This is a genomic window from Enterococcus sp. JM9B (assembly GCF_009933265.1).
GTDB lineage: Bacteria > Bacillota > Bacilli > Lactobacillales > Enterococcaceae > Enterococcus_C > Enterococcus_C songbeiensis.
Genome location: NZ_MAEK01000041.1, coordinates 69,062 through 82,892, shown reverse-complemented (window position 1 = coordinate 82,892; position 13,831 = coordinate 69,062). Strand labels below are relative to the sequence as shown.

Sequence of the window (13,831 nt, the reverse complement as noted above, 5' to 3'; positions counted from 1 at the left end):
ATAAGTAGAAATGACGACTGTTTGGCGTTGTTTCTACTTATTTTTTTGCAAAAAAAACTGTGAAAGTCAGGGATTAACCGACTTTCACAAGAAAGATTAAATATTTAGAACTTTGTCCAGAAAATCTTTGGTTCGTTCGTTCTTAGGAGCATTGAACAGTTGGTCTGGTGTTCCATCTTCCAAGAATTTTCCTTCGTCACAAAAGAGAACACGATTAGCTACTTCTTTGGCGAAGCCCATTTCATGGGTGACGATAACCATTGTCATGCCTTGTTTTGCTAATTTTTTCATTACGTTCAACACATCGCCGACCATTTCTGGATCCAGAGCAGAGGTAGGTTCATCAAATAACATAACATCAGGGTTCATTGCCAAAGCACGAGCGATAGCGACTCGCTGTTTTTGACCGCCAGATAATTTATCAGGATACATATCCTTTTTATCTGCTAGTCCAACGGTATCCAATAATTCCAGCGCTTTTTTCTCCGCTTCGCTACGATTGTTTTTCTTAAGATCCATTGGTGCTAAAACAATATTTTCTAAAACGGTCAAATGGGGGAAAAGGTTAAAATGTTGAAAAACCATACCGATATGTTGCCGAATAAGATTGATATTGGTATTCTTATCCATTAAATGAGCACCATCAATGACGATATCTCCACTGGTTGGTTCCTCTAAACGGTTCAAACAACGTAAAAAGGTGCTTTTTCCGGAACCAGACGGACCGATGACACAGACAACATCACTTTCTTTAATTGAGATACTGATATCATTTAACACGGTATTGTCACCATATTTTTTAACAAGATGTTCCACTAAGATTTTTTCTGCCATCTTATTTCACCTTCTTTTCTAAAACTTTTGCCAATTTTGTCAGTGACGTGATGACGATCAAGTACATGACCGCGATAATCAGATAAACATTGGTACTTTGTGAAGTTCGTGCAACGATGATTTTTCCTGTTTGCAATAGTTCTACCACGCCGATGACGGAGATAATGGTCGTGTCCTTCAACGAAATAACGAACTGATTGACGAAGGAAGGAATCATAATTTTGATTGCTTGCGGTAAAATGATCTTTTGCATGGTGCGAGTGTAAGGCATGCCGAGACTGCGGGAGGCTTCCATCTGTCCAACGGGGACAGCGTTGATACCGCCACGAACAATTTCAGCGATATAGGCGCTTGCATTCAAGGTTAGGGTGATGACGCCTGCTGCAAAATCAGGAATCGTAATGCCGATTGCATCCGACAGCCCGAAAAAGATGAAGAACGCCAGAACCATCATTGGGATACCGCGAATGATATCGACGTATATGGAAGCAAAAGTCCGCAAAGCTCTGATTGGTGCAACGCTGAACAGTCCGAAAATAATCCCAATCACTAGAGCTAGAGCAAAGGAAATCAAGGCCAATGCAATCGTTTTTCCGAGCCCTTCCAGTAAGACTTTCCAGTTATTTTCTAATAATCCGAAAATCGTTTTTTCATTGGCTTTTTTTACAGGAGCGGCGCCATCTGAAATATATTTTGCGAGGATATCTTCGTATTCGCCGGTTCGTTTCATTTCGGCAATTCCTTCATTAAACATTTCAAGTAATTCAGGATTTTGCCCTTTTTTTACTGCGAAACCATATTCACCACCAGATTCGCGTTTGATAGGAGTTGCTAATTTTTGCCCATTGCTGATGGCGTAGCCGATAACTGGATAATCGTCCATCATAGCATCAATTTGTCCGCCTTTCACGGATTCGTAAAGCTGATCCGCCGCATCGTACAGTTTTATTGCGTAGCCGTAGTTATCTTTGTTTGCTTCAAGAAAATCTGCGCTTTCCGTACCGATTTTTGCGCCAACTTTTTTGTCTTTTAAATCATCATAAGATTTGATTGATTTATTGCCCTCTTTTACAGCGACTTGAATTCCGCTTTCGAAATAGGGGGTAGAAAAATCAAAGGACTCCTTCCGTTCATCAGTAATGCTCATCCCGGCAATCATGCCGTCTGCTTGATTGCCTTCAAGCGCCTGTAATGCACCGGAAAAGCCGATAAAATTAAATTTAATGTTGAAGCCTTGTAATTCAGCCGCTCGTTTCATTAAGTCGACATCGATACCGACATATTCATTTTCTTCATTTTTAAATTCGAAAGGGGCAAAAGCGGAATCACTTGCGATAATGTATTCTTCTTTTTTTGGTTCAACTTTTTTCATTGTAGCGGAATCGTCTCCGCTTTCTGTTGCGATATAGGTTGCAACAATTTCGTCATAGCGGCCGTTTTCTTTAAGTTTTTTTAAGCCGTTGTTGAATTTTTCTAAGAGCTCACTGTTTTCACCTTTTTTTACTGCAAAACCATAAGAATTTCCTTGTTCCGGTTCGCCGATGAGTTTGAATTCTTCGCCATTTGAAATAGCATAACCTAACACAGGGTAGTCATCAAAAATTGCCTGTACGGTATTGTTGCGTAATGCGCCATAGAGCCCGTCTGCTGCATCATAAACTTTTACTTTGAATCCATAGGTCTCTTTATTCTCTTCTAAAAAAGTGGCGCTTTCTGTGCCGACTTTTGCACCGACAGTTTTTCCTTTTAGTCCATCATAATCGGTGATAGATTCTTCGTCTGCACGAACGGCCATTTGGATGCCACTATCAAAGTAAGGTTCGGAAAAGTCAAAGGACTCTTTCCGTTCGTCAGTAATACTCATCCCGGCAATCATCCCGTCTAGTTGGTTGGATTGGACGCCTTGGATAGAGCTGTCAAAGCCCAACGGTCGCAAATCGACTGAAAAATTTTGATCTTTTGCAATTTCATTTAATAAGTCGATATCAATACCGACATATTCATTGTTTTCATTTTGGAACTCGAAGGGCGCAAATGTGAGATCGGTTCCGATTTTATAGGTTTTCTCGGCAGCTTCGACCGATTCTTTTCCGCCTAGTGTAAAGAGACCTACCATTAATGCTGCCAACAAGAGCAGAAGTGTTCGTTTCTTCATTTCGTATCCTCCTATTTTTTTGAATATGAGGATATTATACGGGTTAAAGCGCTCTTAAACAAGAGAAAGTAAGGAATAAATAAAAAAATACCAAGAATGCTAACAACGAATGTGAAGAAATCTTACATTTGGAAAAGCGAGATTCAGTCAGAAAACTAGCGAAAGTATGTTCGCTATGATATAATATAGCGCAGTGAGAAATGTGTTTATTTTCTTTGCTTTTAATATGAAGGAATAAAGGAGGATGTTAGATGATTGAGAGAGAAACCTCCCATAAATTTGAATTAGTCTCAAAATATCAGCCTGCCGGGGATCAGCCGGAAGCCATTAGAGAATTGGTTGAAGGTGTGGTTGAAGGGAAGAAAGCCCAGATTTTATTAGGAGCGACCGGAACCGGAAAAACTTATACCATTTCGAATTTGATCAAAGAAGTGAACAAGCCGACGTTGATCATTGCCCACAATAAAACATTGGCTGGGCAGTTGTATGGTGAGTTCAAAGAATTTTTCCCAAACAACGCGGTGGAATATTTTGTTAGTTATTATGATTACTATCAACCGGAAGCTTATGTTCCATCCAGTGATACTTATATTGAAAAAGATTCTAGTGTCAATGATGAAATTGACAAATTGCGTCACTCGGCGACCAGTGCTTTGTTAGAACGCAATGATGTAATCGTTGTGGCATCTGTGTCCTGTATTTTTGGTTTGGGTTCACCAGTCGAATACCAGAAGCAAGTAGTTTCTTTACGGGTCGGTATGGAGATTTCTCGTGATCGGCTGTTACGTAATTTGATCGATATCCAATTCGAACGGAATGACATTGATTTTCAGCGGGGGCGTTTTCGTGTCCGTGGAGACGTGGTGGAGATTTTCCCCGCATCTCGTGATGAACGGGCATTACGAATCGAATTTTTTGGTGATGAAATCGATCGAATCCGTGAAGTGGATGCATTGACCGGTGAAATTTTATCAGAAACAGAACATGTTTCGATTTTTCCGGCAACTCACTTTGTTACCAATGAAGATTATTTAGAACACGGGATTGCGTCTATTCAAGCCGAATTAAAGGATCGCTTGGAGGTCCTACGAAGTGAAAATAAATTATTGGAAGCACAACGCTTGGAGCAGCGGACAAATTATGATTTAGAGATGCTGCGAGAAATGGGGTATACCTCTGGAATTGAAAATTATTCCCGACATATGGATGGCAGAAAAGAAGGAGAACCTCCATATACATTAATCGATTTCTTCCCAGATGATTTTTTATTAGTTGTAGATGAATCTCACGTAACGATGCCGCAGGTGCGCGGCATGTATAATGGTGACCGGGCGAGAAAACAAATGTTGGTGGATTATGGTTTTCGTTTGCCTTCTGCATTGGATAATCGTCCTTTGCGTTTGGAGGAATTTGAAGAACATGTCAATCAGATTGTGTATGTTTCGGCAACACCGGGTCCTTATGAAGCAGAACAAACAGATACCGTCATTCAACAAATTATTCGTCCGACTGGTTTGCTTGATCCAGTTATCGAAGTCCGTCCGATTATGGGACAGATTGATGATTTGGTTGGAGAAATCAATGCTCGGTCTGAAAAGAACCAGCGCGTCTTTGTGACGACTTTGACGAAAAAAATGTCAGAGGACTTGACAGATTACTTAAAAGAATTAGGAATCAAGGTTAAATATCTTCACAGTGATATCAAAACGTTGGAACGAACGGAAATCATTCGCGATTTGCGATTAGGGGAATTTGACGTTCTTATCGGAATCAACCTATTGCGGGAAGGTCTGGACGTACCAGAAGTTTCTTTGGTTGCGATTTTAGATGCCGATAAAGAAGGCTTCTTGCGTAGTGAGCGTTCTTTAGTCCAAACGATTGGACGGGCAGCCCGAAATTCCGATGGGAAAGTTATTATGTACGCGGATAAAATGACGGATTCGATGCAGCGAGCAATTGATGAAACAGCACGCCGTCGTTCGATTCAACAAAAGTATAATGAAGAACACGGCATCGTTCCTAAGACGATTATTAAAGAAATTCGCGATCTGATTTCAATCACCAAAGTGGCTGAAGAAGATGAAGCTTATGAAACGACTTCTTTTGAAGATTTATCAAGAGAAGAAAAAGCCATTTTATTGAGTAAGTTAGAAAAAGAAATGAAGGACGCAGCCAAAGCGTTAGATTTTGAGACGGCTGCAACATTACGGGATACCATTTTAGAATTAAAGGCGTCTGAGTAGGAGGAAAACAATGGCAAATGATAAGATCGTGATTCACGGTGCGCGTGCACATAATTTAAAAAATGTTGATGTAACGATTCCCCGGGATAAGCTGGTGGTGGTCACTGGTTTATCCGGTTCTGGGAAGAGCTCATTGGCATTTGATACACTTTATGCAGAAGGACAACGTCGCTATGTGGAAAGTCTTTCGGCATATGCTCGGCAGTTTTTGGGGCAAATGGATAAACCAGATGTGGACAGTATTGATGGTCTAAGTCCGGCAATTTCTATCGATCAGAAGACTACCAGTAAAAACCCTCGTTCAACAGTCGGAACGGTGACAGAAATTAATGATTATTTGCGGCTGTTATTTGCTCGGGTTGGACATCCGATTTGTCCCAATGATCATATTGAGATCACCAGTCAGTCTGCGGAACAAATGGTGGATGAAGTATTAGAGCTACCTGAACGAACGAAGATCCAAATTTTGGCTCCAATCGTCTATCAAAAAAAGGGACAGCATAAAAAAGTTTTTGAACGAATTCAGCGAGAAGGCTATGTTCGGGTTCGAGTAGATGGCGAAATTTATGATATTTCAGAAGTCCCTGAATTAGAAAAAAATAAAAAACATGAAATCAGTATTGTCATTGATCGGATTGTTGTGAAGGAAGGCATTCGCTCTCGACTGTTTGATTCCTTTGAAGCGGCACTGCATTTAGCAGAGGGCTATGCGGTCGTTGATGTAATCGGTCAAAAAGAAATGCTGTTTAGTGAACACTATTCTTGTCCCTATTGTGGGTTTACAGTTGGGGAGCTTGAACCGCGACTCTTTTCGTTTAACGCACCATTTGGAGCTTGCCCAGAATGTGATGGTTTAGGTATTAAACTGGAAGTGGACGTGGATTTAGTCGTTCCAGATACAACCAAGACATTGCATGAAGGAGCAATCATTCCTTGGAATCCAATCAGTTCGCAATATTACCCTCAAATGTTGGAGCAAGCTTGTGACAGTTTTGGTATTGATATGGATACACCTTTTGAGGAATTGCCAGAAGAACATCAAGAAATCGTCTTAAAGGGATCAAATGGAGAAACTTTCCACTTTCATTATGAAAATGATTTTGGCGGTGTACGGGATGTTGAAGTTGCCTTTGAAGGAGTATTGACGAATATTAAACGCCGGTACCATGAAACAAATAGTGATTTCACTCGGGAACAAATGCGACTTTATATGACTGAATTAACCTGTCAAGCGTGTCGTGGATACCGGTTGAATCCGCAGGCGTTATCAGTTCAAATCAATGAAACAAATATCGGTCAAGTGAGCGAATTTGCCATCAATAATAGTTTGGCCTTTTTTGAGAAGGTTTCGCTTTCAGAAACAGAAAAAGTAATTGCCAAGCCTATTTTGAAAGAAATCAATGACCGTTTAAGCTTTTTACGAAATGTTGGGTTAGATTATTTGACCCTGAGTCGAGCTGCCGGTACTTTATCTGGGGGAGAGGCACAACGGATTCGTTTAGCGACCCAAATCGGTTCCAATCTGTCGGGTGTATTGTATATTTTGGATGAACCGTCTATCGGTCTTCATCAAAGAGACAACGATCGTTTATTGGATTCTTTACGAAAAATGCGGGATCTGGGAAATACCTTGATTGTTGTAGAGCATGATGAAGATACAATGCGGGCAGCAGATTATTTGATTGATGTGGGACCAGGAGCCGGGCATGCCGGCGGTGAAATCGTCGCGGCGGGAACACCGGCGCAGGTAGCGAAAAATAAGAAGTCATTGACAGGACAATATTTATCCGGGAAAAAAGTCATTCCTGTACCGAAAGAACGCCGCAAAGGAAATGGTGAAAAACTTAAAATCACCGGAGCTAGTGAAAACAACTTGAAGAATATTTCGGTAGAATTTCCGTTAGGCTCATTTATTGCGGTTACCGGCGTTTCCGGTTCAGGAAAATCCACCTTGGTCAATGAGATTTTGAAAAAAGCTTTGGCGCAAAAAATCAACCGTAACTCTCATAAGCCGGGAAAATTCAAAACGATGACTGGCTACGAAAAGATTGAAAAAATCATCGATATTGATCAAAGCCCAATTGGTCGGACACCACGAAGCAATCCTGCTACCTATACCAGTGTTTTTGACGATGTTCGTGATCTTTTTGCGAAAACCAATGAAGCAAAGATGCGAGGGTATAAAAAAGGACGTTTCAGTTTTAACGTTAAGGGTGGCCGCTGCGAAGCCTGTAAAGGGGACGGAATCATAAAAATCGAGATGCACTTTTTGCCGGATGTCTATGTTCCTTGTGAAGTTTGTCATGGAAAACGGTATAATTCAGAAACGTTGGAAGTGCATTACAAAGGGAAAAATATCTCAGAAATTTTGGATATGACAGTGGAAGATGCCGTTGATTTCTTTAAACATATTCCTAAAATCCATCGAAAACTGCAAACAATTGTGGATGTTGGTTTGGGGTATGTCACACTGGGACAACCTGCTACGACCTTATCCGGGGGAGAAGCACAACGAATGAAACTTGCCAGCGAATTGCATAAAAGTTCAAACGGCAAGAGCTTTTATATTCTTGACGAACCGACAACGGGACTTCATACGGATGATATTGCGCGTTTGCTTCATGTTTTAGAACGATTGGCAGACGCTGGGAACACCGTATTAGTGATTGAACATAATCTGGATGTCATCAAATCCGCAGATCATGTGATTGACCTTGGCCCAGAAGGCGGGGATGGCGGTGGAACGATTATTGCCAAAGGAACACCGGAAATGATCGCTGCCGTGGAAGAAAGTTACACCGGGCAGTATTTGAAAAAAGTTTTGAAATAAAATTTAAAGTTTTCTTAACTGTTTTTTCAAGAACTTGTCACTGGAAATCAACTCGGTTAGAATGCACACAAGGGGATAACTCAACGATTTTTGGTTGAATTATTGTCCTATAAGTTCTATCCGTTCAAAATTGAAAAAAGCAATCGAAGTTCAGCACTTTGATTGCTTTTTTCTTTATGGTATTATGATTGTTGTATATTTCAAGAAATCATTGAATCAGTTAGTAGAAGTGAGTGTGTAAAATGAATGATCAAAACAACTTTATTCCGATTCTTTTAGGAAGCGATATGAATGTCTATGGGATGGCTCGTGCCTTTCATGAAGAATATGGCATGACTTCTGTCGCTTATGCATCAAATCAGTTGGCACCAACAAGATATAGCCAAATCGTCGATGTCCATGTGGTGGATGGCTTTGATAAAGATCCAGTGTTTATTGAAAAAATGTTAGAACTGGCAAAGAATACCTATAACGATCCTTCTAGGAAGTATCTGTTGATCGCTTGCGGAGACGGTTATGCGGAATTACTGTCGCAACATAAGGAGGACTTGGCGCCTTATTTTGTTTTTGCTGCCAATGATTACTCACTTTTCAAGCGACTGATCAACAAAGTAAGTTTTTATGAAGTCTGTGAGGAATATCAACTGCCTTATCCTAAGACCTTGATTGTAACAAAAGAAATGGTGGTAGAGGGGAAACTAAATCAAGCGTTGCCGTTTGATTTTCCAGTCGCATTAAAACCAGCGAACAGTGTAGAATGGTTGTCTGTTAAATTTGAAGGACGCAAAAAAGCGTTTATTATTGATAATCAAGCTGAGTTTGACATGATTTTAGATCGTTTATATAAAGCCGGCTATACCAGCGAGATGATCGTTCAAGATTTTATTCCTGGGGATGATAGCAATATGCGGGTTTTAAATGCGTATGTCGATCAACATCAAAACGTTCGTATGATGGTTTTAGGACACCCATTATTAGAAGATCCAACTCCCGCATCCGTAGGAAATTATGTGGTAATCGTTCCAGACTATAATGAAAAGATTTATCGAACGATTAAGGAGTTTTTGACGAAAATCCATTATGTTGGATTTGCGAACTTTGATTTGAAGTATGATGTCCGGGATGATGAATACAAATTGTTCGAAATTAATTTACGTCAAGGAAGAAGTAGCTTTTTTGTAACATTGAGCGGATATAATCTGGCAAAATACATTACGGAAGACCTAATTTATTCTTCTGTTTTTCGAGAAACAGAATATGGCACTATTGACTCTCCGAAAGCGAAAGTTTGGCTAGGAGTACCGAAAAAAACATTTAAAAAATATGCGCGGGACAATGCGGGGAAAGCCTTTGCCGAAAAATTGATTCGAGATGGTAGATGGGGAACGACCGTCTTTTATGAAAAGGACCAGTCTTTCAAACGCTGGTTCTTGATGAAATACATGTTCCATAATTACATCAAGCGCTTCAAAACGTACTTTAATGTGAAAGAAGGATAGCTTGTGGAGAATTTTTTTAGTATTTTAGGTGGCATGGGGACGATGGCGACAGAGAGTTTTGTCCGCCTTCTGAATCATCGAACAGTAGCCCATAAGGATCAGGAGTATTTGAATTATGTCTTGTTCAATCACGCAACGGTCCCTGACCGCACAGCGTATATCTTGGATACGACGGCAGAAAATCCTATGCCTTTTTTGTTGGATGATATTGCCAAGCAAAATCTCCTGAAGCCGAATTTTATTGTGCTGACTTGTAATACGGCACATTATTTCTTTGATGAACTGCAGGCAGCGACACCGATTGATTTATTGCATATGCCACGAGAAGCGGCGGTGGAGTTGCAAAAGCAGCAAGCTTCTGGCAAAATCGCTTTTTTAGGCACTGAAGGGAGTGTTAAGGCGGGGGTCTATGAGAAAGAATTACGGGCCGCAGGCTTTGATGTCCTGATTCCTGACGCTTCTCTACAGAAAAAAATCAATCATTTGATTTACCAAGACATCAAAGAAAATGATTTTTTGAATAAGACCTTGTATTTTGAAATTTTGCAGGAAGTCGTCGAAAAATACCACTGCGAAAAAATCGTTTTAGGCTGTACCGAGCTTTCTTTGATGGAAGAATTCACCGAGAACAATCCGTATCCGGTAATCGATGCCCAATCAATTTTAGTTGACCGGACGATAGCACGCGCATTACAGGATCGACAAGCAAAAAAAGAGAACCAACTTAAATAGACACGAGTAGAGTCAATTGATTTTGGCTCTTTTTTTATGAATACGGTGGAATTTCGTAGCAAAGACACGCCCGGAATGTTATAATATGTTGAATAGGTGATGCTGTTGAAGGGAGTTTTTTGATTATGCAAGATAATTTACAATTAGTCATTATTACCGGAATGAGCGGTGCCGGAAAAACGGTAGCCATCCAGAGTTTTGAAGATATGGGTTTTTTCTGTATCGATAATATGCCACCTTCATTGATTCCAAAATTTTGGGAGTTAATTAAAGAATCGGGAAAAATAACTAAAATTGCGTTAGTGGTGGATTTGCGTTCCCGCTCTTTTTTCGAAGAAATTCAAAGTATGCTGGTGGATATTGAAAATACGAATTTCATCGATACACAGGTTTTATTTTTAGATGCTTCTGATGAGGAATTGGTTTCTCGTTACAAGGAGACCCGCAGAGCGCATCCCTTGGCGATGGATGGTTTGATTACGGAAGGAATCCGTAAAGAACGGGCAATCCTTGATGATATCAAAACGAAGGCAACCATTATTATTGATACAACCAGTTTGACTCCGCGACAATTGCGGGAAAAAATCAATGGTGCATTTAAAACATCGAACGAACACGGCTTTCGGATAGAGATGATTTCTTTTGGCTTCAAGTATGGGTTACCGATCGATGCAGATATTGTGATGGATGTTCGTTTCTTACCTAATCCACATTATATTACAGATTTGCGACCACTTACCGGCATGGATCAACCGGTTTACGATTACGTGATGTCTTTTGATGAAACAGAAGAATTTTATCAACGTTTTATCGGCTTGCTACAAACGATTATGCCCGGGTATGTGAATGAAGGAAAAAGCAGTTTGACAGTTGCCATCGGCTGTACTGGCGGACAGCATCGTTCAGTGGCTTTGACAGAACGAGTGGGTCAAGCACTAGCCAAAGACTATAAAGTTAATATCACTCACCGGGATAAAGATAAACGTAAAGAGACGGTGAACCGTTCATGAAAATGAAAACCTATCGTATTCGAAAACCAAAAATCGTTGTTGTCGGCGGCGGAACCGGCTTACCGGTTATTTTGAAAAGTTTGCGCAATCAAGGGGTAGACATTACAGCAGTTGTAACGGTTGCTGACGATGGAGGTAGCAGCGGCGAAATCCGCGACTCCATCGCAATGTCACCGCCGGGGGATTTACGAAATGTTTTAGCGGCTTTATCGGATATGCCAAAATTGTATGGAGATATTTTTCAATATCGCTTTAAAAAAGAAGACAAATTTTTAGCAAATCATGCATTAGGGAATCTGATTATTGCTGCGATTTCTGAAATGCGGGAAAGTACTTATGAAGCCATTCAATTATTAACAAAAATGATGCATGTCGACGGTCACGTGTACCCTTCAAGTGAAGAACCGTTAGTTTTGCATGCCGTTTTTGCCGATGGAACGGAAGCAGTTGGCGAATCAAAAATTGCTTTGGATCGTAAAACCATTGATCGGGTTTTTGTGCGGAATCAACACGGAAATCGAGAACCAAAAGCAGCGCGTAAAGTGGTTTCTTCCATTATGGATGCGGACATGATCGTACTTGGACCGGGGAGTTTATTTACTAGTATTTTGCCTAATTTAATGATCAGTGAAGTTGGTCAAGCGTTAATAGAAACACAGGCTGAAACTGTCTATATCTGCAATATCATGACGCAAAAAGGTGAAACCGAACACTTTACAGATGCGGATCATGTGCGGGTATTGCACAAACATTTAGGAAAACAATTTATTGACACCGTGCTGGTCAATACAGAAAAGGTGCCAGAGGGGTATATGGACCCGGAAATTTATGACGAATACCTGCTTCAGGTTAAGCACGATTTTAAAGGACTACGGGCGGAAGAATGCCGCGTGGTCTCCACTGACTTTTTAAAGCTGCATGATGGCGGGGTCTTCCATGATGGCGAAAAAGTAGCGGAGGAATTGCTGCGGATCGTCTACGGTGCAAAATAGAGAGGAGGGGATTAGATGTCGTTTGCTGCTGATGTAAAAAAAGAATTGACCGGCTTAGAAGTCCATCGGGAACATGCCAAAGCTGAACTAGCCGCTTTGATTCGGATGAACGGTTCTTTAAGTTTGACCAATCATCAATTTGTTTTGAATGTTCAAACAGAAAATGCTGCAATCGCCAGACGAATCTATTCTCTGTTGAAGGATCACTTTCAAGTGCGCAGTGAACTGCTCGTACGGCGAAAAATGAAATTAAAAAAGAATAATGTTTATATCGTACGCTTAAAGCAAGAAACACAACGGGTATTGAATGAATTGGATATTATGGATGGCATGATGTTTCATACTCATGTTTCCGATGAGATTATGGGAAATGGGCAAAAAATGCGTTCCTATTTGCGGGGGGCTTTTATGGCGTCCGGTTCAGTCAATAATCCGGAAACCAGTCGTTACCATTTGGAAATTTATTCTATTTATGAAGAGCATAATCAAGATATATGTGACATGTTAAATTATTATGGACTGCATGCTCGAATGCTGGAACGAAGGAATGGGTTTATTTCTTATCTTAAAGGTGCTGAAAAGATTGCGGATTTTTTAACCTTGATTGGGGCAACAAATTCAATGTTGAAATTTGAGGACGTGCGAATTGTTCGGGATATGCGTAATTCAGTCAATCGTTTGGTCAATTGCGAAACGGCCAACATGAATAAAACGATTGATGCCGCCTCAAAACAAATTGATAATATCGAATTTATCGAACAGCGGGTCGGTCTGCAGGCTTTGCCGGAGAAATTACAGGAAATTGCTGAGCTGCGTCTGGAACATCCGGAGGTTAGTCTTAAGGAATTGGGAGAAATGATTCCCTCCGGAGCAATCTCCAAATCAGGGATTAACCATCGGATTCGTAAAATTAATGAATTTGCAGAAAACCTGCGGGAAAAAGTATAAAATGCAAGAGACTTCTTCGACAAACGTCAAAGAGCCTCTTGCGTTTTTTTCATCTCTTCAAAAGAGCTGCATTAAGATAGTCTTTTAACTGTTCCGGTTCAATCGACTCATCAAAAATTTTATTGCCGATGATGATTGTCGGTACAAATTTGATATTTGCACGATTCGCTTCTTCAATGATTGCTTTGGTGGTCAGTGTATCTTCGTAATTCTCTAAACCTAACTGTTCTTCCGCGAAGGTTTCGACTTCTTCCAGTGTTAACTCTCCCCACTGATCTTGTGTATCAAAAATGCGGTTGATATCTTGATAGGCTTTTTCAATATCTCCTTTTGTGACGTAACGGTGCATCACATTCCCCCGTTGCAGACTTTCTTTTTCTTTGTCAAAAAGTTTGATGACTCGATAGGCTTTCTTTTCTTTTACTGCCTGGTCGATAATGTCTTTTGAAGCGGTAAACCATTGACGGCAATAGGGGCATCGTAGATTAAGAAATTCAATGATGGCGACTGGTGCATCTGTAGGACCGATTTTAACTCCGACATCGGCATTGGTTTCTAAATAATTGATTTCTGAAGTATCCATTTTTT

10 protein-coding genes are annotated in these 13,831 nt (G+C 40.5%); 7 read left to right on the top strand and 3 right to left on the bottom strand.

Features of this window, described 5'->3' with window-relative positions; all coding sequences use genetic code 11:
- Positions 1-96 precede the first annotated feature (96 nt).
- Positions 97-834, bottom strand: coding sequence for an amino acid ABC transporter ATP-binding protein (locus BAU16_RS13040; protein WP_161527233.1), 738 nt, complete (start codon positions 832-834; stop codon positions 97-99).
- A gap of 1 nt (position 835) precedes the next feature.
- The gene (locus tag BAU16_RS13035; protein WP_137605469.1) at positions 836-2,989 is read right to left on the bottom strand and encodes an amino acid ABC transporter substrate-binding protein/permease; all 2,154 of its coding nucleotides are present in this window, start codon (positions 2,987-2,989) and stop codon (positions 836-838) included.
- A gap of 251 nt (positions 2,990-3,240) precedes the next feature.
- Between BAU16_RS13035 and uvrB the strand changes: the two genes are divergently transcribed.
- The 7 genes from uvrB (at position 3,241) to whiA (ending at position 13,243) form a co-directional block, all read left to right on the top strand.
- The gene (gene uvrB, locus BAU16_RS13030; protein WP_137605468.1) at positions 3,241-5,232 is read left to right on the top strand and encodes an excinuclease ABC subunit UvrB; all 1,992 of its coding nucleotides are present in this window, start codon (positions 3,241-3,243) and stop codon (positions 5,230-5,232) included.
- A gap of 10 nt (positions 5,233-5,242) precedes the next feature.
- Positions 5,243-8,062: an excinuclease ABC subunit UvrA gene (gene uvrA, locus BAU16_RS13025; RefSeq protein WP_137605467.1), complete on the top strand. Its 2,820-nt coding sequence runs from the start codon at positions 5,243-5,245 to the stop codon at positions 8,060-8,062.
- A 242-nt stretch (positions 8,063-8,304) separates the two neighbouring features.
- The gene (locus tag BAU16_RS13020; RefSeq protein WP_048602989.1) at positions 8,305-9,561 is read left to right on the top strand and encodes a carboxylate--amine ligase; all 1,257 of its coding nucleotides are present in this window, start codon (positions 8,305-8,307) and stop codon (positions 9,559-9,561) included.
- A 3-nt stretch (positions 9,562-9,564) separates the two neighbouring features.
- Entirely contained in the window at positions 9,565-10,293 is a 729-nt protein-coding gene (locus BAU16_RS13015) for an amino acid racemase (RefSeq protein WP_137605466.1), read from the top strand.
- A gap of 125 nt (positions 10,294-10,418) precedes the next feature.
- Complete coding sequence (gene rapZ, locus BAU16_RS13010; RefSeq protein WP_137605465.1) at positions 10,419-11,303, top strand: RNase adapter RapZ; 885 nt, start codon at positions 10,419-10,421, stop codon at positions 11,301-11,303.
- Positions 11,300-12,295 carry a gluconeogenesis factor YvcK family protein gene (locus tag BAU16_RS13005; RefSeq protein ID WP_048602986.1) on the top strand — a complete coding sequence of 332 codons (996 nt, stop codon included), beginning with the start codon at positions 11,300-11,302 and terminating at the stop codon, positions 12,293-12,295. The genes rapZ and BAU16_RS13005 overlap by 4 nt, the downstream gene beginning before the upstream one ends.
- A gap of 15 nt (positions 12,296-12,310) precedes the next feature.
- Entirely contained in the window at positions 12,311-13,243 is a 933-nt protein-coding gene (gene whiA, locus BAU16_RS13000) for a DNA-binding protein WhiA (RefSeq protein WP_048602985.1), read from the top strand.
- A gap of 49 nt (positions 13,244-13,292) precedes the next feature.
- Here the strand turns inward: whiA and BAU16_RS12995 are convergent, their stop codons facing one another.
- Entirely contained in the window at positions 13,293-13,826 is a 534-nt protein-coding gene (locus tag BAU16_RS12995; protein WP_048602984.1) for a thioredoxin domain-containing protein, read from the bottom strand.
- Between the last annotated feature and the right edge of the window lie 5 nt (positions 13,827-13,831).